The organism is Hyphobacterium vulgare, from assembly GCF_042643335.1.
GTDB lineage: Bacteria > Pseudomonadota > Alphaproteobacteria > Caulobacterales > Maricaulaceae > Hyphobacterium > Hyphobacterium vulgare.
Window position 1 is genome coordinate 435,774 of the sequence record NZ_JBHRSV010000028.1, and the last position, 24,844, is coordinate 460,617.

At 64.4% G+C, this 24,844-nt stretch carries 28 protein-coding genes; 12 read left to right on the forward strand and 16 right to left on the reverse strand.

Translation table 11 applies throughout. The features are described from left to right. Positions 1-61: 61 nt before the first annotated feature. From alr to ACFOOR_RS14555, 8 genes are all read right to left on the reverse strand, one after another. Positions 62-1,135, reverse strand: a complete 1,074-nt coding sequence (gene alr / locus ACFOOR_RS14520) for an alanine racemase (RefSeq protein ID WP_343163305.1) — start codon at positions 1,133-1,135, stop codon at positions 62-64. After that, a complete protein-coding gene (locus ACFOOR_RS14525) occupies positions 1,116-2,600 on the reverse strand; it encodes a replicative DNA helicase (protein ID WP_343163306.1) in 1,485 nt (494 codons plus the stop codon). Before ACFOOR_RS14525 ends, alr begins: the two co-directional genes overlap by 20 nt. A 163-nt stretch (positions 2,601-2,763) precedes the next feature. Further along, the gene (gene rplI / locus ACFOOR_RS14530) at positions 2,764-3,384 is read right to left on the reverse strand and encodes a 50S ribosomal protein L9 (protein WP_343163307.1); all 621 of its coding nucleotides are present in this window, start codon (positions 3,382-3,384) and stop codon (positions 2,764-2,766) included. Positions 3,385-3,394: 10 nt separating this feature from the next. Beyond that, a complete protein-coding gene (gene rpsR / locus ACFOOR_RS14535; protein ID WP_343163308.1) occupies positions 3,395-3,649 on the reverse strand; it encodes a 30S ribosomal protein S18 in 255 nt (84 codons plus the stop codon). A gap of 12 nt (positions 3,650-3,661) precedes the next feature. Continuing rightward, positions 3,662-4,015: a 30S ribosomal protein S6 gene (gene rpsF / locus ACFOOR_RS14540; protein ID WP_343163309.1), complete on the reverse strand. Its 354-nt coding sequence runs from the start codon at positions 4,013-4,015 to the stop codon at positions 3,662-3,664. Positions 4,016-4,193: 178 nt separating this feature from the next. Then, a complete protein-coding gene (locus ACFOOR_RS14545; protein ID WP_343163310.1) occupies positions 4,194-4,475 on the reverse strand; it encodes a type II toxin-antitoxin system RelE/ParE family toxin in 282 nt (93 codons plus the stop codon). Beyond that, on the reverse strand, positions 4,476-4,736 hold the full coding sequence (locus tag ACFOOR_RS14550; protein ID WP_343163311.1) for a type II toxin-antitoxin system Phd/YefM family antitoxin: 261 nt from the start codon (positions 4,734-4,736) through the stop codon (positions 4,476-4,478). A 53-nt stretch (positions 4,737-4,789) separates the two neighbouring features. Further along, complete coding sequence (locus ACFOOR_RS14555) at positions 4,790-4,954, reverse strand: hypothetical protein (RefSeq protein WP_343163312.1); 165 nt, start codon at positions 4,952-4,954, stop codon at positions 4,790-4,792. 145 nt (positions 4,955-5,099) lie between these two features. On the opposite strand from ACFOOR_RS14555, the gene fabD reads away from it, so the two are divergent. The 8 genes from fabD to gmk all read left to right on the forward strand — a co-directional run bounded on the left by fabD (position 5,100) and on the right by gmk (position 11,408). Beyond that, on the forward strand, positions 5,100-6,041 hold the full coding sequence (fabD, locus tag ACFOOR_RS14560) for an ACP S-malonyltransferase (protein WP_343163313.1): 942 nt from the start codon (positions 5,100-5,102) through the stop codon (positions 6,039-6,041). Continuing rightward, complete coding sequence (locus ACFOOR_RS14565; RefSeq protein WP_343163314.1) at positions 6,038-6,352, forward strand: hypothetical protein; 315 nt, start codon at positions 6,038-6,040, stop codon at positions 6,350-6,352. Before fabD ends, ACFOOR_RS14565 begins: the two co-directional genes overlap by 4 nt. Before the next feature lie 24 nt (positions 6,353-6,376). Further along, positions 6,377-7,114, forward strand: coding sequence for a 3-oxoacyl-[acyl-carrier-protein] reductase (gene fabG, locus ACFOOR_RS14570; protein WP_343163315.1), 738 nt, complete (start codon positions 6,377-6,379; stop codon positions 7,112-7,114). Between the two features lie 164 nt (positions 7,115-7,278). Further along, complete coding sequence (locus tag ACFOOR_RS14575) at positions 7,279-7,515, forward strand: acyl carrier protein (protein ID WP_039710667.1); 237 nt, start codon at positions 7,279-7,281, stop codon at positions 7,513-7,515. A 13-nt stretch (positions 7,516-7,528) separates the two neighbouring features. Then, complete coding sequence (fabF, locus tag ACFOOR_RS14580) at positions 7,529-8,812, forward strand: beta-ketoacyl-ACP synthase II (RefSeq protein WP_343163316.1); 1,284 nt, start codon at positions 7,529-7,531, stop codon at positions 8,810-8,812. Positions 8,813-8,840: 28 nt separating this feature from the next. Continuing rightward, positions 8,841-9,875 carry an endolytic transglycosylase MltG gene (mltG, locus tag ACFOOR_RS14585; protein ID WP_343163317.1) on the forward strand — a complete coding sequence of 345 codons (1,035 nt, stop codon included), beginning with the start codon at positions 8,841-8,843 and terminating at the stop codon, positions 9,873-9,875. Then, positions 9,875-10,756 carry a YicC/YloC family endoribonuclease gene (locus ACFOOR_RS14590; protein ID WP_343163318.1) on the forward strand — a complete coding sequence of 294 codons (882 nt, stop codon included), beginning with the start codon at positions 9,875-9,877 and terminating at the stop codon, positions 10,754-10,756. The genes mltG and ACFOOR_RS14590 overlap by 1 nt, the downstream gene beginning before the upstream one ends. Next, positions 10,746-11,408, forward strand: a complete 663-nt coding sequence (gmk, locus tag ACFOOR_RS14595) for a guanylate kinase (protein ID WP_343163319.1) — start codon at positions 10,746-10,748, stop codon at positions 11,406-11,408. The genes ACFOOR_RS14590 and gmk overlap by 11 nt, the downstream gene beginning before the upstream one ends. Positions 11,409-11,526: 118 nt before the next feature. Here gmk and rsmA read toward each other — a convergent pair whose 3' ends face one another. The 6 genes from rsmA to ACFOOR_RS14625 form a co-directional block, all read right to left on the reverse strand. Beyond that, on the reverse strand, positions 11,527-12,375 hold the full coding sequence (rsmA, locus tag ACFOOR_RS14600; protein WP_343163320.1) for a 16S rRNA (adenine(1518)-N(6)/adenine(1519)-N(6))-dimethyltransferase RsmA: 849 nt from the start codon (positions 12,373-12,375) through the stop codon (positions 11,527-11,529). Then, entirely contained in the window at positions 12,372-13,355 is a 984-nt protein-coding gene (gene pdxA / locus ACFOOR_RS14605; RefSeq protein ID WP_343163321.1) for a 4-hydroxythreonine-4-phosphate dehydrogenase PdxA, read from the reverse strand. Before pdxA ends, rsmA begins: the two co-directional genes overlap by 4 nt. 2 nt (positions 13,356-13,357) lie before the next feature. Continuing rightward, entirely contained in the window at positions 13,358-14,596 is a 1,239-nt protein-coding gene (locus ACFOOR_RS14610) for a peptidylprolyl isomerase (protein ID WP_343163322.1), read from the reverse strand. A 76-nt stretch (positions 14,597-14,672) separates the two neighbouring features. Next, positions 14,673-16,862 (reverse strand): LPS-assembly protein LptD, encoded by a 2,190-nt coding sequence (locus ACFOOR_RS14615; protein WP_343163323.1) that lies wholly within the window; start codon positions 16,860-16,862, stop codon positions 14,673-14,675. A gap of 80 nt (positions 16,863-16,942) precedes the next feature. Next, the gene (locus ACFOOR_RS14620; protein ID WP_343163324.1) at positions 16,943-18,049 is read right to left on the reverse strand and encodes an LptF/LptG family permease; all 1,107 of its coding nucleotides are present in this window, start codon (positions 18,047-18,049) and stop codon (positions 16,943-16,945) included. Further along, on the reverse strand, positions 18,046-19,176 hold the full coding sequence (locus ACFOOR_RS14625) for an LptF/LptG family permease (RefSeq protein ID WP_343163325.1): 1,131 nt from the start codon (positions 19,174-19,176) through the stop codon (positions 18,046-18,048). Before ACFOOR_RS14625 ends, ACFOOR_RS14620 begins: the two co-directional genes overlap by 4 nt. Positions 19,177-19,304: 128 nt before the next feature. Between ACFOOR_RS14625 and ACFOOR_RS14630 the strand changes: the two genes are divergently transcribed. The 3 genes from ACFOOR_RS14630 (at position 19,305) to ACFOOR_RS14640 (ending at position 21,646) form a co-directional block, all read left to right on the forward strand. Next, positions 19,305-20,783, forward strand: a complete 1,479-nt coding sequence (locus ACFOOR_RS14630; protein WP_343163326.1) for a leucyl aminopeptidase — start codon at positions 19,305-19,307, stop codon at positions 20,781-20,783. 6 nt (positions 20,784-20,789) lie between these two features. Continuing rightward, complete coding sequence (locus ACFOOR_RS14635; RefSeq protein ID WP_343163327.1) at positions 20,790-21,242, forward strand: DNA polymerase III subunit chi; 453 nt, start codon at positions 20,790-20,792, stop codon at positions 21,240-21,242. A gap of 104 nt (positions 21,243-21,346) precedes the next feature. After that, complete coding sequence (locus ACFOOR_RS14640; RefSeq protein ID WP_343163328.1) at positions 21,347-21,646, forward strand: I78 family peptidase inhibitor; 300 nt, start codon at positions 21,347-21,349, stop codon at positions 21,644-21,646. On the opposite strand, the gene ACFOOR_RS14645 is transcribed toward ACFOOR_RS14640, so the two are convergent. Both ACFOOR_RS14645 and ACFOOR_RS14650 read right to left on the reverse strand, forming a co-directional pair. Further along, entirely contained in the window at positions 21,643-22,422 is a 780-nt protein-coding gene (locus ACFOOR_RS14645; protein ID WP_343163329.1) for a hypothetical protein, read from the reverse strand. The two genes, ACFOOR_RS14640 and ACFOOR_RS14645, sit on opposite strands and share 4 nt — an antisense overlap. Before the next feature lie 2 nt (positions 22,423-22,424). Next, the gene (locus ACFOOR_RS14650) at positions 22,425-24,308 is read right to left on the reverse strand and encodes an ABC-F family ATP-binding cassette domain-containing protein (RefSeq protein ID WP_343163330.1); all 1,884 of its coding nucleotides are present in this window, start codon (positions 24,306-24,308) and stop codon (positions 22,425-22,427) included. A gap of 99 nt (positions 24,309-24,407) precedes the next feature. On the opposite strand from ACFOOR_RS14650, the gene ndk reads away from it, so the two are divergent. Further along, a complete protein-coding gene (ndk, locus tag ACFOOR_RS14655) occupies positions 24,408-24,830 on the forward strand; it encodes a nucleoside-diphosphate kinase (protein ID WP_343163331.1) in 423 nt (140 codons plus the stop codon). Positions 24,831-24,844 lie beyond the last annotated feature (14 nt).

The following is a 24,844-nucleotide window of genomic DNA, read 5'->3' on the forward strand; positions in this document are numbered from 1 at the left end:
GGCTTTGGCTGGTCAGTTTCGAGATCGCGCGGGGGAAGGGCAAGAACTCGATCTGCCGAGGCTATGTGTAAACCCGTTCAAGACGCGGCCCGAGCCGGGTCAGGACCTCATAGGCCAGTGTTCCGGACGCCGCCGCGAAAGCGTCGAGATCGGGGCCGAGAAAGCGGACGGTCTCGCCAGCTTTGGCGGCATCGCCAGCAGCGGTCACATCGAGCGTGATCAAATCCATCGAAACCCGCCCGGCGATCGGGACCTTCACGTCCCCGATACGGCCATAGCCGCCCTGTTGCGCCGCGCGGAACATGCCGTCGGCATAGCCGAGCGCCACAATGGCCAGCGTGCGGTCGGAGTCTGCACTCCAGGTCGCGCCATAGCCGGCCGTCCCGCCCGATCGGGCCGCGCGGATCTGCAGGATGGGCGTTTCGATCGTCGCGGCGGACTCGAACGGGCTGACTTCGGTGGCGCGGGGTGCCCCGCCATAGAGTGCGATTCCGGGTCGAACGAGATCGCCGTGGGCAGCCCGGTCGAGCAGGCATCCTGCCGAGTTCGCAAGCGACGTCCGCACGCCGGGAAAGGCGTCGCGTACAGCGGAGAAGCGCTCGATCTGCGTTGCGTTGAGGGCGTGGCCCGGCTCGTCGGCACAAGCGAAATGGCTCATGATGAGTTCCGGCGCCCGGCGCGCGGCGATGTCTGCAACGGTCCGAAGCTCGGACATCGGCACGCCGAGCCGGTTCATTCCCGTGTCGAAATGCAGCGCATAGGGACCCGCCGGTCCCGCCAGCCAGTTGCCGAGTTGTTCAGCCGTATTGATGACCGGACTCAGGGATGATCGGGCGATCACCCGGGCATCGGCCGGCCAGTAACCGTGCAGGACGAAAATCTCCGCATCGTTCCCGACGGCGGAACGGACGACCGCGCCCTCATGGGCATTGGCGACGAAGAAATGCCGTGCCCCGGCATGCAGCAGGACCGGCGCGACCGCCGCGGCACCGAGCCCGTAGGCATCGGCCTTCACCACGGCCGCCACTTCAGTCCCGGACGTCATTGTCTGCAGGCGGGCGTAATTCCGCCGGATCGCGCCGAGATCGACGATCAGTTGCGGGTAGGGGACCGCGTCACCGGATGGAGTCGTCATACCGGTCTGTCATGGCGAGGTCGGAGAATTTGGTGCGGGCTGCGTCGAAGGCGAGCTTCACCGTGCCGATCGGACCGTGACGCTGCTTGCCGATGATGACTTCGGCGTGGCGTTCGATCGCGCGGAATTCCTCCTCCCAGGCGAGGTATTCCGGCGTCCCTTCGCGCGGCTTTTCGCGTTCCTTGTAGTAGGCCTCGCGGTAGACGAACATCACGACGTCGGCGTCCTGCTCGATCGAGCCGGATTCGCGCAGATCGGACAATTGCGGTTTCTTGTCTTCGCGCTGCTCGACCTGGCGGGACAGCTGCGACAGCGCAATCACCGGCACCGACAATTCCTTCGCCATCGCCTTGAGAGCCTGCGTGACTTCGGAAACCTCCTGCACGCGGCTGTCCGACTTGCCCGAAGACCCCGTCACCAGCTGGAGGTAGTCGACCACGATCAGATCAAGGCCGTGCAGGCGCTTCAGTCGCCGGGCGCGCGCCGTCAGGGCACCAATCGGCAGACCGCCAGTGTCGTCGATGTAAAGCGGCAGGCCCTGGATCTCGAGCACGCCATCGCGAATTTCTTCGTATTGGGCCGCGTCGATCTCGCCGCGCCGGATCATGAAGCCGGGAATGCCCGTATAGTCGGCGATGAGACGGGTCGCGAGCTGCTCGGCCGACATTTCGAGACTGAAGAAGCCGACCACACCGCCTCTGGTCGTCTTTCGACTGCCGTCGGCGAGTGTTTCGTACTGGTAGCTCTTGGCCACCTCGAACGCGATGTTGGTCGCCAGCGCTGTCTTGCCCATCGACGGACGGCCCGCGAGGATGATCAGGTCGGACGGGTGCAGCCCGCCGAGCTTTTCATCCATCGCCTTCAGGCCGGAGGATATGCCCGACAGACCGCCTTCGCGCTCATAGGCCGCCGCCGCCATCTCGATGGAATCGGCCAGTGCGTCCTTGAACGCCACGAACCCCTTCTGGGCGCCGCCGGTCTCGGCCAGTTCGAACAGCTTCTTTTCCGCCGACTCGATCAACTTGCGGCCGTGCGTGTCGGGCGAGGAATCCGTCGCATCCTTGGCCAGCTCGGCGCTGACCCGGATGAGGGCGCGCCGCAGGGCCAGATCGTAGACGAGCTGGGCGTATTCCACCGCCGCGGCACTGTTCGCCGCGCTCTCGAGCAGAACCGCGAGATAGGCCGAGCCGCCGATTTCCTTCAGCCCGCCATCACGCTCGAAATCGGTCTTCAGCACGACGGCATCGGCCAGTGAGCCGCGCACGATCCGGTCGGCGGCGGCCTGGTAGATCCGGCCGTGCACGGGATCATAGAAATGCGATCCCTTCAGCCAGTCGCCGACCCGGTAATAAAGCTCGTTGTCGAACAGGAGCGCGCCAAGGAAGGCTTGTTCCGCATCGAGATTGTGCGGCGGCGCATCGGCGGTGAGATCGTGCGGTTCGGCGAGAGCGGGCAGTGCGGTCATGGGACGGGTATAACTTGACGCTGCGCTGTCGGTAACCTCGGTCCGCTGTTTGTCCCCGGCCAAATTTCAGCGCTGTGGAAAAGCCGTGAAACACAAGTGAAACGGCAAAGAAAAAGGCGGGCCAGAACGGCCCGCCTTGATCGTATCGGATGACCGGGAAGGACTAGTCCTCCTCGGACTCCTCCGCCTCGGCCGCAATCGCTTCGCGGGTGGCTTCCAGCTCGTCCGGCTCCTGGCCGGCTTCGAACAGTTCGGCCGCCTGCGCATCGGCGATGGCGCGGTCTTCATCGTATTGCGTGGCAATGACGTCTTCGCCCTTGGCCTGGCGAACCGCCTCGTCCTCGCTGCGGGCGACGTTGATGGAAACGGTCACGATCACTTCGGCATGAAGGCGAATGCGCACTTCGTGAACGCCGAGCGTCTTGATCATTTCCTTCAGGTCGACCTGCGAACGCGCCACGGTCAGGTGCTCGGTCGACACCGCGTCGGCGATGTCACGCGAATTGACCGAACCGTAGAGCTGGCCGGTTTCGCCAGCCTGACGGATCAGCACGTAGGAATTGCCGTCGATGTGCTTGGCGTCGTCCGACGCGGCTTCGCGGCGTTCCGCATTGCGCTTTTCGATGATCTCACGCTCGCGCTCGAACCGGGCCTTGTTGGCGTCGGTCGCACGCAGCGCCTTGTCCTGCGGCAGCAGGAAATTGCGGGCAAAGCCCGGCTTTACGGTGACGACGTCACCGATGCCGCCGAGGTTTTCCACGCGCTCGAGAAGAATGACTTGCATCTGATCCTCCCTACTTCACGGCGTAAGGCAGGAGGGCGAGCTGGCGGGCGCGCTTGATGGCGCGGGCCAGTTCACGCTGCTTCTTCGCCGACACGGCCGTGATGCGGGCCGGGACGATCTTGCCGCGCTCGGACATGTAGCGCTGCAGCAGCTTGGGATCCTTGAAATCGATCTTCGGCGCGTTTTCGCCGGAGAACGGGCACACCTTCCGGCGGCGCGTGAACGCGCGGCGGACGGGCAGGTTGGAAATCGCGGTGTCAGCCATGATCTATATCTCCTAGCGGCGATCGTCGCGACGGCGGCGATCGTCCTTCTTGGACAGGATCGCGGACGGCTTTTCGTCCAGCTCGTCGACGCGCAGCGTCATGTGCCGGATGATGTCTTCCGACAGGCGCTGACGGCGGTCCAGCTCGGCGATCACGTCGGCCGGAGCCTCGATGTCGACCAGGCCGTAATGACCCTTGCGGTTCTTTTCGATCCGGTACGCCAGATTGCGCAGACCCCAGTATTCGGTCTTGGCAACCTTGCCGCCCTTTTCCTCGATCATGGTTTTGACATCCTCGACCAGCGTCTCGGCCTGGGCAGGCGAGAGGTCCGGACGAGCGATGAAGACGTGCTCGTAGTAAGCCATTGGGCTCCCTTCCTTATGGACTGCGGCGCGTTGGAACCGAAGGGTCGGGTTCCGCAGCGGTGGCTCCTCACTCGCGCAACGGCACCTCGCCGTTACATGTCGGTGGAATGAGGACCGCAATCGCTCAAGAGGCGCGCGGATAGCCGATTGCGCCGCAAAGGGCAAGGGAGAAGGGCGGTCAGGCGCCCCGGCTTCGCTCATGCCGGAAGGCCATGATTTCCACAACGCCGTCCGGAACGCGGTAGTGAAGGATATGGTGTCCGGACCGGAATCGTCGAACCTGGCCCTCAAATCCGTCGATCAGGACGCCGATCTCTTTGTGTTCGCCGATGCGGTGGCATGCGTCCAGAAGGCTGTCGACAGAGGTCAATGCCTGCGCCTGGCCCCACCTGTCCCTGGTATAGAACGCAATCGCCTCGATGTCGGACGCCGCTTCGCGAGAGAGTCGGAAACCGGTCACCTATTGAGCGAGACGCGCCTTCAGATCGTCGAAGAAGGCCGGCCCGTCGACCGCGCGGCCGGCATCGAGGTCAGCCAGTCCCTTCTCGATCTTGAACCGTTCGATCTCGGCGATCTGGAAGGCCAGGTCGGCATACTCGGCCTCGGAGACCATCACGGCCGTCGCACGCCCATGCTTCTCGATGCGAACGGGTTCGCGCTGAGCGGCATCAAGCAATTCTCCGAACCGGTTCTTGGCGTCGGCGGCGGAAAAGGTGCGCATGAGGGACACTCCGGTATTTTGGCTATTTTAGCCAAATTGGACAAAATAGCCAATCATTCCGCTTCCTCGCAATACCGGCCGGCCAGGACGAAGGTCCCGCCGCGCTCCTCGCACGCCTTGATGGGATCGAACATGATTCCGATCGTCACGATGATCGCGCCCCCGACGAGGAGGACCAGAATCACCGAGAGCAATCGTTTTGCGAGCGGACGTTTCATGTTGTCGACCTTATCATTTGAACGCGCCTTGATGAATTGAACGTGGTTCACTGCCCGTGATGCGTCCATCGCGGCTTGCCAGCGCGCGCATGCCCGGTCTATCGACGATGCAACGAGGAACGAAACACCGGGGGTACAACCCGCCATGACTCTCGCATTCGTGTTTCCCGGTCAGGGAAGCCAGGCTGTCGGCATGGGCAAGGGACTGGCCGAATCCTTTCCCGAGGCGCGTGCCGTGTTCGATGAGATCGACGCCGCGCTTGGACAGAAATTGTCCGCGCTGATGTGGGATGGCCCCGCCGACGAATTGATGCTGACCGAGAATGCCCAGCCGGCGATCATGGCGAGCAGCCTCGCCGTGATGCGCGTCCTGGCCAGCGAGTTCGGCGTGACAGCCGACTCCGCGAAATTCGTCGCGGGTCACTCGCTCGGGGAGTATTCCGCGCTCGCTGCCGCTGGCGCGCTGTCGTTGACGGATGCCGCGAAGCTTCTGAAGCTGCGCGGACAGGCGATGCAGAAAGCCGTGCCGGTCGGTGAAGGCGCGATGGCGGCGCTGATCGGCGCCGATCTGGATCAGGCCGAAAAGGCCGCCGCCGCCGGGTCGGCGCAAGGCGTCTGCCAGGTCGCCAATGACAATGCGCCCGGTCAGGTCGTGATCTCCGGTACGCAGGCCGCCGTCGATGCCGCCATTGCTGCCGCCCAGGAAATGGGCGTGAAGCGCGCCATGCCGCTGCCGGTCTCCGCACCCTTCCATTGCGCGCTGATGCAGCCGGCCGCCGACGCCATGGCCGAAGCCCTGGCCGCAGCCAACATCGCTGCGCCGCGCGTCTCGGTTGTCGTGAATGTTCGCGCCCGCCCGGAAAGCGATCCCGAGGCGATCCGCAAGCTTCTGGTCGAACAGGTTACGGGCCGTGTCCGCTGGCGTGAAAGCGTCGAATGGATGGCGGGCGAGGGCGGCATCGCCACCTTCGCCGAGGCCGGCGGCAAGGTTCTGACCGGCATGCTGAAGCGCATCGCGCCGGAGGCCTCGGGCGTCACGCTGATCGGCGCAGATGACATCGTGAATTTCGCGGCGTCTGTTAAATGAACGATCAACAGAAAGATTACAGCCGTGAGGCTATTCTGGAGCGGATGTCACACGGCCGCCGCTCCCAGGAACGATCGAGACGGCCAATTGCCTTGGTTCTCGATGGGTTGGCGCTTGCTCTCCTGCTGCTGACCGTAATTGGCTTCGTCTTCAGCGATGTTGTCCAGCTTTCAGAGCTGTTCGTTATCGCCCCGATTTTTCTCTTTCTTGCAGGCCGGTTTTTCAATCGGATTCCGACCGTTTTGGGTTGGGTGTGGTTGGCCCTGGCCATGATCGGTGTTGTGATCGCTTTGGCAGCGACTTTTTTCTAAGGGTCTCAAGGGAGACGGGACACGATGTTCTCACTCGAAGGCAAGAACGCGCTCGTTACCGGCGCGACCGGCGGCATCGGCGGCGACATCGCCCGCGCGTTGCACGCCCAGGGCGCGACGGTCGCGCTGTCCGGAACGCGCAAGGAGAAACTCGATGCGCTCGCTGCCGAACTCGGCAGCCGGGTGCACGTCCTGCCGTGCAATTTGTCGGACGGTGAAGCCGTTGATGCGCTGCCGAAACAGGCCGCTGAGGCGATGGGCTCGCTCGACATCCTTGTCGCCAATGCCGGCATCACCAAGGACCAGCTTCTGATGCGCATGAAGGACGAGGACTGGTCCGACGTGCTGAAGGTCAATCTCGAAAGCTATTTCCGCCTGTCGCGAGCGGCCCTGCGCGGCATGATGAAGTCCCGGTGGGGCCGCATCATCGGCATCACGTCCGTGGTCGGCGTCACCGGCAATCCGGGCCAGACAAATTATTCCGCCTCCAAGGCCGGCATGATCGGCTTCTCCAAGTCTCTGGCCCAGGAAGTCGCGTCGCGCGGCGTGACGGTCAATTGCGTCGCGCCCGGATTCATCGCCTCGCCGATGACCGACGCGCTGACCGAAGACCAGAAAGAGGCCATCCTCGACAAGATTCCTTCCGGCGATCTTGGCAGCGGCGCAGATATCGCCGCGGCCGTCGCCTATCTCGCCAGCGACGAGGCGCGATACGTCACCGGTGTGACGTTGCACGTCAACGGCGGAATGGCGATGATCTAGGGAAGAAATTCGGACGTGTCCGGGTCCGCCCGGACCGTCTGGCATTGCGTGGGGCTTCGTGTTACCAGCCCCGCATCATCAGGTTGGAAGCGCGTGTCTTTGGCGCTTCCCGCTCGCATCGGCGCCGCGTAAGGTTTCAGCGGCTAGAACAAAAGGACTGCCCCATGTCTGATGTCTTTGAACGGGTCCAGAAGATCGTTGTCGAGCACCTCGACGTCGAAGAGGACAAGGTCACGGAAAAGGCCAGCTTCATCGATGATCTCGGCGCGGACTCGCTCGACAATGTCGAGCTGGTCATGGCGTTCGAGGAAGAATTCGATATCGAAATCCCGGACGACGCTGCGGAACATATTCAAACCGTCGGCGACGCCGTGAAGTTCATCTCTGAAAAGGTCAACTAAGACCGGGTTTTCGATGCGCCGCGTCGTTGTCACAGGTCTGGGTCTGGTCACACCGCTTGGCTGCGGGGTGGATCTGGTCTGGAAACGGCTTCTCGCGGGTCAGTCGGGCATCCGCCGGATTGAGCATTTCGAGGTCGAGGATCTCGCCTCGAAGATCGCCGGCATCGTCCCCCGTCATGACGGGCGGGGCGGCGGTGGCCCGGACGTGGAGGGGAGTTTCGACCCCGACGCGATCATGAGTCCGCGCGAGCAGCGGCGCATCGACGACTTCATGCTTTACGGGATCGCGGCGGCTGACGCCGCGATCGCCGATTCCGGCTGGAATCCGGAGACCGAGGAAGACCGCGAACGCGCCGGCGTGCTGATCGGCTCGGGAACCGGCGGTCTCGAAACCACCTACAATGCCTCGATCACGCTGAGGGAAGAGGGGCCGCGCCGCCTGTCGCCCTTCGCCATTCCCGGCATGATCATCAACCTGGCCTCCGGCCAGGTCTCGATCCGTCACGGGCTGAAAGGCCCGAACCATTCCGTTGTCACCGCCTGTTCGACCGGCGCGCATGCGATCGGCGACGCCGCACGGCTGATCCAGTATGGCGATGCCGACCTCATGGTCGCGGGCGGTGCCGAAGCCGCCATCTGCCGATTGGGCGTCGGCTGCTTCGTCGCGGCCCGGGCGATGTCGACCGGCTTCAACGACACGCCCGAAAAGGCGTCCCGCCCCTATGACCGGGACCGCGACGGCTTCGTGATGGGCGAGGGCGCCGGCATTCTCGTGCTCGAGGAATATGAACACGCCAAGGCGCGCGGCGCGAAAATCTACGCCGAAGTCTCCGGATATGGCCTGTCGGGTGACGCTTTCCACATCACGGCTCCGGCCGAGGATGGCAATGGCGGCTATCGCTCCATGCGAGCGGCGTTGAAGCGTGCCGGTCTCGAACCGGCGGACATCGATTACGTCAATGCGCACGGCACTTCGACGCCCAAGGGCGACGAGATCGAACTGAGGGCGGTCGAGCGCCTGTTCGGCGATGCGTCGAGCAATCTCGTCATGTCGTCGACCAAGTCGGCGATCGGCCATCTGCTCGGCGCCGCGGGCGCGGTTGAGGCGATCTTCTCCATCCTGGCCATTCGGGATGGCATTTGCCCGCCGACCCTGAACCTCGACAACCCGTCCGTCGAAACACCCATCAATCTCGCACCGAAAGCCGCCGTCGAGCGGCCGGTGCGCGCTGCGCTGTCGAACTCCTTCGGGTTTGGCGGCACCAATGCGTCGGTCGTTTTCACATCCGTCGCGTAAGTTCGAGCGCGGGGGAGGCGCACCCGGGATGAGCGTCCGTCATCCGTCCATGTCCGATCCGCGCAGCGGCCGGGTTCTCGTGGCCCTTCTGGGCTTTCTGCTTGTCCTGATCCTGGCGGCAGCCGGAACGGCCTTCTTCGCGTGGTCCTGGGTCCAGTCGCAATTCGTTGCGCCGGGACCTGCCGTCGAAGTGACCGTGGTTGTCATCCCGCGCGGCGAGGGCCTGATCCAGATCGCCAACCGTTTTGAGCGCGAAGGCGTCGTCTCTGACGCCCGGCTGTTCCGCCTGCTCGTCACGCTCGAGGAAGCGGACCGCGATCTCCGTGCCGGGGAGTATGCCTTCCCGCCGGAAGCCTCGATGCGCGACATCCTCGAACGAGTCCGTGAAGGCGTGGTGGTGCAATACCCGATCACCTTCGCCGAAGGCCTGACCAGCGCGATGATCGTGCGCATTCTCGAGGCCAGTGACGTACTGACCGGAGAGATTTCCGAGACGCCGCCGGAGGGCAGCCTGTTGCCGGAGACGTATCTGGTTCAACGCGGCACGCCGCGCAGCGAGATCATTGCCCGCATGCAGTCCGACCAGGACGCGCTGATCGCGCGGCTGTGGCCGAACCGCGCCGACGATCTGCCCTTCGACACGGTCGAGGAAGCGATCATTCTCGCATCCATCGTCGAGAAGGAGACCGGCATCGCCGAGGAGCGTCCGCGCGTCGCGGCCGTCTTCGTCAATCGCCTGCGCCGTGGCATGAGCCTCGATAGCGACCCGACCATCATCTACGGCATCACCGGCGGCGAGCCGCTTGGCCGCGGCATCCGGCGCTCTGAACTCGACAACACGAACAACCCCTACAACACCTATCATTTCGCCGGACTTCCGCCCGGACCGATCGCCAATCCCGGACCCGATGCGATCGCCGCCGTGCTGAACCCGGCAGACACACGCGACCTCTTCTTCGTGGCGGACGGCACGGGGGGGCATGTCTTCGCCGAGACCTATGCCCAGCATCAGCGTAATGTCGCCAACTGGCGCCGCGTCGAGCGCGAACGGGGAGGGCGCTGATGGCCAGACTGTCGGGAATGACGGGTTTCGCCCGCACCGAAGGCCAGCATGCGGGGTGGAACTGGACCTGGGAAGTCCGTTCGGTGAACGGCAAGGGGCTCGATCTCCGCCTGCGCATGCCGCCCGGCTATGATGCGATTGAAGGCCCCCTGCGTGACATAGCGCGCACGGTCTTCACCCGCGGCTCGATCCAGGCCGGTCTGACCCTTGCGCGCGATGCGACCGCAGGCGCTGCCGTGATCGACGAGGCGCGCCTGGCCGCGCTGATCGAGGCCAGCCGCCCCTGGGTCGAGAGTGGCAAGGTCGCCCCGCCCGCCTTCGATGGACTCCTTCAGGTGAAGGGCGTTCTGAAGGCCGAGGACGAAATCGCCGAAGACGACCGTGAGGCGCTGCATAGCGCGCTACTGACTTCGTTCGAGACGGCTGTGAGGGCGCTGATGGCGGCTCGCGAGGACGAGGGCAGGGCGCTCGCTGCGATCCTCAACGCCCAGGTCGGGGAGATCGAGACATTGGCGGCGAAGGCCGGGCAGACCGCGAGCGCCCGGATCGACACGATCCGGGAGCGCCTGGCCTCACGCATCGCCGACCTTGTCGGCAGTGATTTCCCCGAAGAGCGCCTCGCTCAGGAAGTCGCGGTGCTGGCCTTGAAAGCCGATGTCCGCGAGGAATTGGACCGGCTCGGCGCCCACATCGCGACGGCGCGCGATCTGATCGCGGCCGGATCGCCCGCGGGACGCAAGCTCGACTTCCTGTCACAGGAGTTCAACCGCGAGGCCAACACGCTATGTTCGAAGTCCGGCGATTCGGACCTCACCCGGATCGGCCTCGCCTTGAAGACCGTGATCGATCAGTTCCGGGAGCAGGTCCAGAATGTCGAGTGATCCCTATCATTCCCCGCGCTATCCCGGTGGCCGCCGGGGGATGATGTTTGTCCTGTCGAGCCCGTCCGGGGCCGGCAAGACGACGCTGTCGAAGCGTCTGATGGACAAGAATCCCGACATCCTGATTTCGGTCAGCTGGACGACGCGCGCTCCGCGCCCCGGCGAGGAGAATGGCCGCGACTACCTCTTCGTGAGCCAGGAAGCGTTCGAAAAGAACATCGCGGCCAATGGCTTCTATGAATACGCCAAGGTTTTCGACCACTATTACGGAACGCCGCGCGCGCCCGTCGAGGAAGCGCTGGCCGAGGGGCGTGACGTCATCTTCGACATCGACTGGCAGGGCGCGCGCCTGCTCGCCGAAGCCGCTCCCAATGACGCGGTCCGCGTCTTCATCCTCCCGCCGTCGCTGCGGCTTCTGGAAGACCGGCTGAAAAAGCGCGGTCAGGACCCCGAAGATGTGATCAGCCGCCGCATGGACCGGGCCGAGGCCGAGATCTCGCACTGGAACGAATACGACTACGTCATCGTCAACGAGGATTTTGCCCGCGCGCTCGAGGAGATCGACCTGATCCTCCATGCCGAGCGCCTGCGCCGCACCCGACGCCCCTGGCTCGAGGGCTTCGTCACCGAACTGTTCAGGGAACGGAAGTAACGCCAGTACGTCTTCTCCCTCTCCCCTTGGGGGAGAGGGCTGGGGTGAGGGGTGATCTATAGAAACCCCTCATCCGCCCTTCGGGCACCTTCTCCCCCCAGGGGAGAAGGAAGGTGTGCTACCCCTTCGCCATCCGCCAGGCCTCGGCGAGCCGGAAGAAGCCCTCCGGCGGAATCGTCTCGGCGCGGGCCGTCGGCTCGATCCCGGCCGCTGTCAGCAGATGCTCCGCTGTGGTCCCCGCCTTGGACGCCGCAGCAGAAAGGCTCGACCGCAGCATCTTCCGGCGCTGCCCGAAGGCGGATTCGGTCACGGCTTCGAGTGCGTCGAGATCGTGGAAACGCTTTTCGGCGGGCAGGGGGTGCAGCACCACAACCGCCGATTCCACCTTCGGCGGCGGCGTGAACGCCCGGGCGGGAACCTTGAGGCCGATCCGCGCGCTGGCGATGGCGGCGGTCAGGACCGCCAGCCGGCCATAAGCCTTCGCTCCGGCCTTGGCGACGACCCGGTCGGCAACTTCGCGCTGGAACATCAGCACCGCGGCCGACCACCAGATCGGCGATGCTTTCAGCCATTTGATCAGCAGCGGCGTGCCGACATTGTAGGGCAGGTTCGACGCGATGACGGCCGGTTTGCCGCCGGTCAGCGCGGCCTCGTCCGCTTCGAGCGCATCCGCCTCGATCAGGGTCAGGCGATCACCATAATGCGCACCGGCTTCCTCCAGGGCGGGAAGGAAGCGCCTGTCCTTTTCGATGGCGATGACATGCCGGGCATCGGTCGCCAGAAGCCCCCGTGTCAGCCCGCCCGGCCCCGGTCCGATCTCGACCGCAATCAGACCGTCAAGCGGACCCGCGAGGCGGGCAATCTTGGCGGTCAGGTTGAGATCGAACAGGAAATGCTGACCGAATGACTTCCTCGCATCGAGCCCGTGCGTGGCGATGACTTCGCGCAGCGGCGGCAATTCGCTCATACGCCGCGCCTCCGGCCCATCTCGGCAGCCAGTCTGATCGCGGCGATCAGGCTGTCGGCGCGTGCGACTCCCGTACCGGCGATGTCGAACGCCGTGCCGTGATCGGGTGAGGTGCGCACAATGGGCAGGCCGAGTGTGACATTCACCCCGTTCCAGAAGTCGAGCGCCTTCAGCGGGATAAGCCCCTGATCGTGATAGAGGCAGATCGCGGCGTCATACCCGGCGCGCGCCTCGGCGTGGAACATGGCGTCGGGCGGCAACGGCCCGGCGATGTCGAAACCGTCCGCGCGCAGGGCGTCGGCGGCGGGAGTGATGATTTCGATCTCTTCCCGCCCGATATGGCCGCCTTCGCCAGCGTGCGGGTTGAGCCCGGCGAGCGCCAGACGCGGGGCGTCGATTCCGAAGTCGCGCTTCAAAGCTTCAAACGTAACACGTACGACATGCGCGATCCGGTCCGCGGTCAGGCTGGCGATCGCGTCCCTGAGCGGCTTGTGGATCGAGACCAGCGCCACGCGCAGCGACGGCCCGGCCAGCATCATCACGGGGCCGCGTGCGCTATCGACCGGCAGGTCTGCGGTCAGATCGGCAACGAATTCGGTATGACCGGGGTGTCCGAAACCCGCCTCCCGCAGGACGGATTTCGCGATCGGATTGGTGACGACACCGCAGGCATCGCCCGCAACAGTCAGGCCAACCGCCCGCTCGATGGACGAGATCGTTGACGGCGCATTGCGCGCGTCCGGGCGTCCGGGCACTGCCGGCACGGCAAGGGGCGAGGACAGCACCGGAAGCGCATCAGCGAAGACGCGAGACGCCTCCGCCGCGGCTTTGATCTCGCGCGCCGTGCCGCCATAGAGCGAAGGGTCGCCGATGACGAAGAAGACCGGCCCGCCATCTTTCAGGGCTCGCCAGGCGGCATGCGTGATTTCCGGGCCGATCCCGGCCGGATCACCCTGAGTGACGGCGACGGGCCGTCCCATGGCTAGCGGTATTCGATCGTCGCTTCGCGGCGCAGGTCACGCAGCCAGCGGCGCGACTGGTTGGACAATTGCTGGCCGCGCAGCTGCTCTTCGACATCGTCGCGGGTCGGCATGCCCGGGCCGCCGATCGAGCGTTCGCAAACGAGGAAGGCCTGACGGCCCGCCGCAGTTTCAAGAACCTGCGTGTGGTCGCCGGTATCAAGGCCGTTCAGCGCGTCGCGAATGTTGGGCAGAAGCGAACTGGCCGGGATGGCGCCTAGCGGTGTCGCGAAGGCGCCCGGAATACCGGAGATCGCACCGTCGACCGTCTCGCAACTGGCGCGTTCGAGCGCCTGGCGCAGCTGGGCCGCGGTGTTGTCGGTCACGGCGCTGGTCGGCACGGTCACCTGCGTCAGGTCGTACTGGACGGTGGTCGTGCCTTCGCGCTTCTGGATCATCGCGATGATCATGTAGCCGCCGGGCACGCGGATCGGACGCGACAGCTGTCCCGGCTGCAGTACCTGGGCCACCTGTTCGACTTCCGGGCGCAGCTGGCCGCCAAGCACCCAGCCGACTTCACCGCCATTGGCCGCCGACGGGGCGGCAGAGAATTGTTGCGCGACGACCTGGAAGGGCGCGCCTTCGCGCAGCGCATTGAGCGCGGCGGTGGCTTGCTGTTGCAGACGTTCTTCACCGCCGGCCGACGTCAGCTCGAGAAAGATTTCGGCGATGTAGTATTGCGGCTGCGAGGCGCTGGCGGCGATCCGCTCAAGCGCGGCCTCGATCTGCTGGTTCGACACCCGAATCCGGCTGCCATAACGGCCGCTGACGATGATCTGCCAGGCGATCTCCGCTTCGAGCTGGCGCCGCAGCGTGGAGATGTCGACGCCGGCGGTGGCCAGTTCCTGCTGGATCTGGGCGCGGGTCGTTCCATTGCGCTCGGCAATGTCGTCGATCGCCTGGTCGACTTCTGCGGAATCGACCTCGACTTCGAATTCGGCCGCGGCCTGCAGCTGCAGCGTTTCGTCGATCAGTCCGCGAACGGCCTGTTCCTGGATCCGCTCGATCGCCTCGGGCGAGGGCTGCTGCCCGGACGAAGCGATGATCATCCGCATGCGATTGCGCACGTCGACCGTGGTGATGGGCTGGTCATTGACCAGGGCGACGATGCCCTCGACCTGCTGGGCTGAAACCGCGGGTGCGGCAACCAGCGCCAACGCGGCGGCAAGCGAGGACATGAGTATGCGGGCGCGGTTGTTCATGACATTCCGGTTCTGAGACGCGTTCGAGAAAATACCTATTGGCGGGCGGGAGGCAATCGCCGCGACTGCACCCCGTCTACTCTTCCGATCCGACACTGCCGAGCGTGAACAGCGTCAGGCGGACCTGAATCGATTCCGACGGGCCGAGAATGCCGCGCCTATAGTTGTCGCGCTCGTAAATGATAGCCAGTTCGGTGCAATAGTCGCGATAGGCGATGCCGGCGGTTTGAAGACGCGACACATCGTTTTCTAGGTCACGCGTCATCGTGTACCCGAAGGACCAGTTGTCTGTCACCCGAGTCGCAATATTGATCCGCGCTTCCTCGCGCGGTCCAGACAGGACTTGGCTGTCGTCGAACCGGGTGTAGCCGACACTTGCGGTGATTGGTCCATAGCGACCTGCGGCGCTCAAGTTTACCCGATTTACAGAGCCGTATTCCGGATTGATCCGCGTGTTGGCCGAAACGTTGAACTGCGAGAGATCGACATCAAATGAAGCAAAGACATCCGATTCGTCCGCGCGCAGGCCCGAACCGGCATCGAATACGGGATCGCCGTCGAGACGGTGGCTCTGTCCGACAAAGGCGGAGACCTCGTTTCCGTTGATGAAGGTCGCGCTGAAGCGGCCGCCATAGGTCACCCGCAGCCCTTCTTCCCAGAGATCATAGCCCGGAGAGCGGTTGGCCGCGAAGATGACGGATTCGGTCAGATCGACATTCTGGCTGTCCTCGTTCGGGATCCGGCCGAGATTGTCGTCATCGCTCGCGGCAACCACCTGAATCACCGGTTCGATGGTGGAACCGATCGATTGACCGGGCCGGTAGAGCGGCCACGACAATTCTGCTCCGGCCATGCCGAGGAAGCGACCGAAGGAATCGGAGATCAGCGGGTCGAGCGGCGTCGCGCCCGGAATGTCTTCGAGTGCATAATAGTCCGCACGGGCGAAGGTGAACGGCTCCAGCACGATCCCTTGCGGCGCGATCCAGCGCGCCGACCAGTCCGCCTGCGCGCTGGCCCGGCGGTAGTCGATCCCGGATTCGCGGGTCAGCGAGATCGTGTTCAGACGTGTCCGGAACAATCCGCCATGTTCTCCGAGGCGCGTCGTTGTCCGGTAGTCCGCCATCGGCGCGACAACCGGTAGCGTGTCGTCATTCTCGCCAACACGCAGGCTTTGGAAAGCGGCGCCGGCAATTTCGGCGTAGTAGTTCTGCCCCTGACCCTGCAGGTAGAGCTGGCTGGTCAGGCGGCCGACATTGGTTTCGACCAGACCCGGATAGTCCTGATAGAGTTCATTGATGTCGTACCGGCGCAGATGCAGGTCATCGGACGCAACCTGCACCCCGAAACCCCAATCCCACTGTTCGGAAAGCTCGAATTCGCCACCCCCGAACAGGTGGTAGCGCAGCGCATCCTCGCCGAAGCGGTTGCCGTCGCCGTCGATCTCGCGCTCATAGGTGATCGAGCCTTCGAAGCCGAGACGTCCCGAATAGAAGCGCTTGCGATATTCACCCAGCAATATCGGGCGGACATTGGTCATCACGCGCGGTGCAAAGGTGAAATCCTGATAGGGCGAGATCGCCCAGTAATAGGGCTGCTGGTAGGACAGGCCGAGGCGCGACGACACACCGACCGTCGGGAACAGGAAGCCCGAGCGCCGTTCGGACGACGGATCCGGGTGCGCAAAGGCAGGAGCATAGAAAACCGGAACGCCTAGCGCTTCGAAGCGGACGTTCTCGTAATAGATCATCTGGTCTTCGGTATCCTGCACCACGCGCTGCGCGCGCAGCCGCCAGGTGGGCTCATGGCCCGTCTCCGAACACAGCTGACAGGCCGTGTAATAGGCGTCGCGCAGTTCCAGCGTGCCATTGCCCCTGCGCACGGCATGGGCCGCGGCGGCGCGCCCATTGTTCTCCATCAGGGTGGAGAAGCCGGTCGCGATTCCCGATCCCATCTGGTCGTCGAGTTCGACCTCATCGGCATATTGCGGCGGTGCGTCGGCTGAATAGATGGTGACGTTGCCGCGGGCAATCACACGGCCGGTTTCAGGGCGGTATTCCAACTCGTCGGCGGTCACGGTGCGATCGCCCTGTCGCGCTTCGACATTGCCGCGCGCGATATAGGCCCCGGAATCGCGGTCCTCCGACATCGCATCGGCTTCGATATAGACGGGCTCATTGTCGCCCGTTTCCTGCGCCAGCGCGGAAACACTGGTGACACCCGCAAGAAGCAGTGCGGCGATAGAGGCAAGTCCGGCTCTGACCGCCATGAATTCAGTCCTTCCGTCGGGCACCACAAACCGTGTTGGAATGGTTATCGGAAGCGACCGCGCGCGTCCACGGCGGATGATCATCCGTCTTCGGTCGATGCCAGATATGCGAGGGCGAGTAGCGCGGTGATCGTCGGTGCCGCCCATGCCGCCGTGATCGGAGGCAGCGCGGCCGAACTGCCGAACGAGGCCAGCAATTCCTGGACGAAATAGACAAGAAAGCCGGCAGCCCCTCCGGCCAGGGCAAAACTCGCCGCTCCGCCAAGCCGGTAGAGACGCAGAGTCGCTGCCGCAGCCAGCAACGACACGGCGATCAATGTCAGTGGCAGGGCCAGCAATGTCTGCCAGCGCAGCTCGAAGCGGTGTGTGGTCAGGCCGGCCTCGCGCGCGGCAAGAATGACTCCCGGCAGGTCCCAGAACGCGATCGTGCGCGGTGAGCGGGAACGCTCGAACAGGGCCTGGCGCTCGATCGCCGTGGGCAGGGACAGGGCGTCCATCGCTTCGGCTTCCTGGCCCGGCGTGCTCTCGATCGCGTTCTCGAGGCCCCAGAACCCTCCGCGCAGCACGGCGCGGTCGGCGTCAATGCGGCGATCGAAGACCGGCCGGCCTCCGTCCACCTGCCGGTAGTAAAGGAATCGCGGCCGCGTCACGGAACCGGCGTCGCCGTCGACATCGGCCGCCGCGATGATGACGTATCCGTCCTCGGTGAGTTCGCGAAGCCAGATCGGGTTGCTCTCCACTCGGTTGCTGTTGCCGCTTCGTGTCAGCGCCGCTTCCTGCGCCTCGTAGCGCGCATTGAGGGCCGACCCGATCGGGTTGAGTGCCATCGCGCCAAGCAGTCCGCCGATCAGCGACATCCAGACCGCCGGCGCGACAATGCGCCAGGCCGAATATCCCGACGCCCGCATCACGATCAGCTCGCTGCGGCGATTGAGGCGGAAAAGGGCGGTCAGGATGCCGAACAGGAAGATGAAGGGCAGGGTCTGTTCGATCAGCAGCGGGGCCCGCATCAGCGTCAGCATGAACAGGTCGGTCGCGGGAATATCGACCCGTGTGCCGATGGCGCGCGTCTGCTCCACAAAGTCGACGAGCAGGATGATCGTCACGATGACGCCGAAGGACAGCGCCAGACCGGCCAGCATCTGGATCGCGAGATATCGGCTGAGACGGGAGGAAAACGGAATCATGCGCCGGCCTCCGCCGCAGCCGCTTCCTCGGCGGTCCGGGTCCTTCGGATCCGTGGCATGTAAAGCACGATGATCGCGCCCACCGCTCCCAGGATCGGGACGAGATATTGCAGCACGTTCAGCGCGTCATCGTCGGCCGCCGCCGACTGGACCGCAAAGCCGAGCAACCGGATCGCCAGCGCCGCGGCGACACCGATCTGCACCCGGCGGCCATAGCCCATTCGCGAGTGTTGACCGCCAAGGAAGACCGCGGCCGCGATCAGCATCACGGTGATGTTGTAGAGCGGGGCCGACAATCGGTAGTGCGCCTCCGCATAGAGGCGTTCGGCCCCGTTCGAGCGCGCCACCGAGGCGGCATCCGGGTTGAACAGCTCATAGAGGAATTTGTCACTGTCCTTGAAGAACAGAACCTGCGCCGCATCGACGAATTGCGACAGGTCGAACTCGTAGCGCTCGAAGGTCAGGATCGAGAGCGACCCATCCGGTTCGCGCTGCTGCACATTGCCGTCGAGCAGCACCATGACCGGGCGTTCCTCGCCGCGCACGATCACGCCTTCGCGCGCCGCGTAGGACGGGCTTGATTCCCCATCGCGCGCATCATGGATGAAGACCTCCAGCATGCGGCCGGTCGAGGTGGTTTCCCGCGCATACATCGTTACGCCCGCGCCGAGATCGGAAAACGCCCCGGGGCGGATCAGGCTGGCGGCAACATCGGTACGCAGATCATGGATCGCGCGCCGCATTTCCCGATAGGCCAGCGGCTGGACGAAAAGGTTGACCAGCAGGTTTGCGATCACCGCCAGTACGGCGAGCTTCATCATCGGCGAGATCAGCCGCCAGCGCGTCAGCCCCGACGCGCTCGCCACGGTGATCTCGCTTTCGGTCGTCATCCGGTTGAGACCGGCCAACGCGGCAATGAAAAGGGCAAAGGGCGAGAGCAGGGCGATCAGTTGCGGCAGCGCCAGCAGCGTCACCTTGACGAAGATGAAGGCCGTCTCCCGATAGTTCGAGATCAGATCGATATTCGTCAGCGACTGCGTCAGGATGGCGAGGCCGGCGAAGGCGGCCGCGGCCGTCACGAAGGGCACGAGCAGCTGTCGGAAAATATAGCGCTGTACGAGAATCATTCCGGGGCCGGCTGCCTTGTGCGAACGCGGCCTTCTAACCTACATGCCAATCGGATACCACTGTGCGCTGAACACGGGCGCGCCGCGAATCCGGCGGCAGCGCCACCGCAAAACAGAAAGGCTTAGCGATGAAGATCAAGTTCGCATCGGCGAACCCCTCGACCGGCTCCCTCGCAGTTCCGGTGTTCGAAAAGTCGACGCTGTCCGACGCCGCGAAGGCGGTCGACAAGGCGGCCGGCGGCGCGATCACCCGCGCCATCAAGGCTTCGCGCTTCTCCGGCAAGGCCGGTGAGACGCTGGAAATCTATGCTCCGGCCGGGGTCGACGCGAACCGTATCATCGCGCTCGGTGTCGGGGCCAAGGGCAAGCTTGATGGCAATGGCTTCGAAAAGGCCGGCGCCTCGCTGGTGAAGTCGCTGCTGACCGGCGGTGAAACCGATCTCGCCGTCGTCCTGACGACGGTCGCCGATGCCGAGATGGCCGCGCGCTTCGGTCTCGGCTGCCGTCTGGCCGCCTACCGCTTCGACGCCTACCGCACCAAGCTCGACGATTCGAAGAAGCCGTCGCTGAAGAATGTGACCCTCGTCGTCGACGACGAGAAGGCGGGCAAGGCGGCGTGGAAATCCTGGGGCGCTGTGGCCGATGGTGTCGACCTGGCCCGTGACCTGGTCAACGAGCCGCCCAACGTCCTGACCCCGCCGGCCTATGCCAAGAAGGTCCAGGGCCTCGCCGATCTCGGCCTCGAGATCGAAGTGCTCGGCGAAAAGGAAATGAAGAAGCTGGGCATGAACGCGCTGCTCGGCGTCGGCCAGGGTTCGGTGCTCGAATCCCAGCTTGTCATCATGAAATGGAATGGCGGCAAGAAGGGCGACAAGCCGCTCGCCTTTGTCGGCAAGGGTGTGTGCTTCGACTCCGGCGGCATCTCGCTGAAGCCGGGCCAGGGCATGGACGAGATGAAGGGCGATATGGGCGGGTCCGCCGCCGTTGTCGGCCTGATGCGTGCGCTCGCCGGCCGCAAGGCGAAGGTCAACGCCATCGGCGTGATCGGCCTCGTCGAGAACATGCCCGACGGCAATGCGCAGCGTCCGGGCGACATCGTCACCTCGATGTCGGGCCAGACGATCGAAATCCTCAACACCGACGCCGAAGGCCGCCTCGTGCTGGCCGATGCGCTGTGGCACACGCAGAAGGAATTCGATCCGGAATTCATCATCGACCTGGCCACGCTGACCGGCGCGATCCTGATCGCGCTCGGCCACGAGCATGCCGGCATCTTCTCCAACGACGACAAGATCGCCGACGGCCTGACCAAGGCCGGTCTCGCCTCCGACGAAAAGGTCTGGCGTCTGCCGGTCGGTCCCGAATATGACCGCCAGATCGACAGCCCCGTCGCCGACATGAAGAATATCGGCGAAGGCCGTCTCGCGGGCTCGATCACCGCGGCGCAATTCCTCCAGCGCTATGTGAACGGCAAGCCCTGGTGCCATATCGACATCGCCGGTACCGGCATGTGGGCGGGGTCGAAGGATCCGCGCCTGCCGACCTTCGGCACCGGCTATGGCGTGCGCCTGCTCGACCGTTTCGTGCGGGACAATTACGAGAAGTAATCAGCGATGCCCGGCGAGCTGTGGTTCTATCATCTCGAGCGGACCACGCTCGCCGACGCGCTGCCAGAACTGCTTGAAAAGACGATTCAAAAGGGCTGGCGCGCCCTGGTCCGGGCACCCTCGGAAGACCGGATCGAGCAGATCGACGGCCTGCTTTGGACGGCCCGCGATGACGGCTTCCTGCCGCACGGACGGTGGGACGAGCCGGACCCGGATCGCCAGCCCATCCTGCTCTCCCTGACCGAAGACAATTCAAACAAATCAGATGTCCTGTTCGCCCTCGACGGGGTCGAACCCGAACTGCCGGGCGCGTTCGCCCGGTGCTGCGTCGTGTTCGACGCCGCCGACGAAGGCGCGGTTCAGTCCGCCCGGTCGCTCTGGAAGAAGGCCAAGGCGGAAGGTCACTCGATCGCCTACTGGAAGCAGTCGATCGAAGGCCGGTGGGAGAAGCAGGGATAGCCGTCTGGCGAACGATTTCATTCAGCGTTCAGGCGGATTGGCGGAACATATCTTCATTGCATCGCGTTAATAAATCGAACGCAGATCGCCACAGGGGACATGAAGTGAAGCAGCGCGCCGTCGCCATCGGAATTATCGCAATCGTCGCCGCGTGTTCGAGCGCTCAGGAAACCGGCATGGGCGGACCGGCGCCGGTTCCGTCCGATCCCGGCATGACTGAATGCCCCGCAGCGCAACTGAGCTATCTCGTCGGTCAGCGCATTGGCGAGATCGACACCCAATCCCTGCCGCAACCGCACCGCGTGGTGCCGCACGGCATGGCGGTGACAATGGAATTCCGCGGCGAACGCACCACGATCTGGCTCGACGAACAGGACCGCGTTGAACGGGTTATCTGCGGTTAGACCCCCGCTGCGAAGGCTTCGTCGCGCTTTCTGAATGCGTCGAGTTTTGCCTCGAGACGGTCGATCTGCTTCAATCCCTTGTCGAAACGCTTCACCAGTCCTGACTTGAGGTGCTGGCGAACTTCGTCGGGATCATACCCGCTCGCCCGGACGAACAGCGCCAGCGCGGCTAGCAGCGTGTCTTCCGAAAGATACCCCATCCGGCGCGACGCCCATCCCGTTCCGGTGAAGCTCTGATTTCCTTCGAATTCAAAGGCCGTGTTGGCCAGGAAAACGCCGAAACCCATGTAGACGGCCGTCAGATCGGTCAGCAATTCGTGGTCTTCGTCCTCGAAGCTCTCGGGCAGATACCCCGCCAAGAGATAGTGCGACAATTCGTGTGCGAAGGTCGCGATCAGGTTTTGCGGCTGTTTCACCAGCGCGACGTCATACCGGATCAGAACCGAATTGCCTTCGATCGAGAACGTGCCCGCCACCTGCGCTGTTTGAGGGGTCAGGAAGTGATATTCACTGACCTGCTGCGTGCCGGCGCTTTCGAAACCCTCCAGCTCGACATGCCAGTCTGCCATACCGGCGAACTCGGCCACCGTGCGGAAAATCGATTCCGCCATCTCGCGGTCGGTCTCCCCTTCGACGACAAAACTGCCGAGCCTGGGCAGAACCAGCAGCGTCCGGCAGAGCTGTCTCTGGGGGCCGAGCTTCTCGTGCAACATCTCGAACCGGTCGAGCAGCCAGGCTTCGACATTACGGTCGACAAGACGGCTGGATCCGAACATCGCTAGTCCTCCGCCTCCGCCGTCTCCAGCGCTTCCGCCGCTTCAAGCCAGTTCATTTCCGCCGTCTCGATCAGTTCTTCGGCCCTGGCCCGCTTGATCTGAAGCTCCGTCGCTGTCTTCGGGTCCTTCTGGTAAAGGCCCGGCGCGGCAAGCCCCTTGTCGATCACGGCGAGGATTCCCTTCAGCCGCTCGATTTCCTTTTCCCACTTTGCGGCTTCGGCCTTCAGCGGCTTCAACGCGACGCGCTTGGTCGCGGCATCCCGTCGCTTCTCGGTCTTCACATCGGGAGGGGCCGCCTTGCGTTTTCCGTTCTCGTCCTTGCCCGGCCGGCCGGAAAAGCGCGCGCGATACTCCTCCATGTCGCCGTCATAGGGCTCGACCGTGCCGCCTTCCGACAGCCACAACCGGTCAGCGCAGCTCTCGATCAGATGCCGGTCGTGGCTGATCAGGATCACCGCCCCTGGATAGGCATTGATCGCGTCGATCAGCGCCGCGCGGCTGTCCATGTCGAGGTGGTTGGTCGGCTCGTCCATCAGGATCAGGTGCGGCCCGTCGAAGACGATCAGATTGAAGAGGAGCCGCGCCTTCTCCCCGCCCGACAGCTTCTTCGCCGGGGTTTCCTGCAAATGGATGGGAAGGCCGAAGGTCGCCAGCCGTGCGCGGCGCTGTGCCTCGGTCGCGTCGGGCATGCGTTCGACGACGTGGTCGTAGGCCGAATGGTCCGGCGACAGCGCGTCCATCTGGTGCTGCGCGAAATAGGCGACGAGTGTCTTCTTGTGCTTGCGGAAATACCCGTCGAGCGGCTCCAGCTTGCCCGCCAGCAGCTTGGCCAGTGTCGACTTGCCCGAGCCGTTACGCCCCAGAATGCCGATCCGGTCGTCCGGGTCGATCCGCAGATTGAGGTCCCGCAGGACGACCTTGTCGCCATAGCCGAGCACCGTGCCTTCCAGCCGCATCAGCGGCGGGGCCATGTGGCGCTGCGGCTCCGGGAAGTCGAACGGCGCGACCGGATCGTCGATGATGGTTGCGACGGGTTGCATCTTTTCCAGGCGCTTCACGCGGCTCTGGGCCTGTTTCGCCTTTGACGCCTTGGCCTTGAAGCGGTCGATGAAGGCCTGCAGATGACGGCGCTCGTCGTCCTGCTTGGCCTTGAGCTTCATCTGCAGGCGCTGGCGCTCGGCAAGCTGGCGCTCGAAATCGTCATACCCGCCTTCGTAGATCGAGACCTTGCCGCCCTTGAGATGCGCGATCCGGTCGACCGCGCCATTGAGAAGGTCGCGGTCGTGACTGATCAGCAGGACGGTGCCGGGATAGTGCTTCAGATAGGTCTCGAGCCAGACCGCGCCTTCCAGGTCGAGATAATTCGTCGGTTCGTCGAGCAGCAAGAGGTCTGGCCGCGCGAACAGAACGGCGGCCAGCGCCACGCGCATCCGCCAGCCGCCGGAAAATTCGCTGCACGGGCGCTGCTGCTCGGCGGCGGTGAAGCCCAGCCCGTTGAGGATCGAGCCTGCTCGCGCTTCGGCGCTGTGTGCGTCGATATCGGCCAGCCGCGTCTGGATCTCTGCGATGCGGTGCGGATCGGTCGCGATCTCCGCCTCGGCGAGCAGGGCGGTGCGCTCGCGATCGGCGGCGAGCACGACCTGCATCAGCGTTTCCGGACCGCCGGGCGCTTCCTGGTCGACGCTGCCGATACTGGCGCCCGGGCGCACGCGCACATCGCCGCTCTCCGGGGCGAGGTCGCCCTTCACGAGGCGGAACAGCGTGGACTTGCCGCAGCCATTGCGCCCGACCAGCCCCATCTTGCCCTTGGCGGGCAGGTGGAAGCTGGTCTGGTCGATCAGGATGCGGCCTTCCATGCGGAAGGTAAGGTCGTTGACGTGCAGCATGGCGCACGCCGCCTAGCACGGCTTCACATGGCGAAAAAGCGCCGCTATAAGCCGCCGCGAATTCAACCGTCCTCCCCGACAGCAATGGAGTTTTCAAAGATGGCGCTCGAACGCACCTTCTCGATCATCAAACCCGACGCGACCGCGCGTAACCTGACCGGCAAGATCAATGCGATGATCGAGGCCGCCGGCCTGCGCATCGTGGCCCAGAAGCGTGTCCGTCTGTCGAAGGCCGCCGCTGAAGGCTTCTACGCCGTGCACAGCGAGCGTCCCTTCTTCAACGATCTCGTCTCCTTCATGATCTCCGGCCCGGTCGTGGTCCAGGTCCTCGAAGGTGAGAACGCCATCGCGAAATACCGCGAAGTCATGGGCGCCACGAACCCGGAAAACGCCGCCGAAGGCACGATCCGCAAGACCTTCGCCGAATCCATCGAGGCCAACTCGGTCCACGGCTCCGACGCGCCGGAAACCGCCGCGCAGGAGATCCACTACTTCTTCTCCGATCTCGAAATCGTCGGCTGATTTTCGCGTCAGTC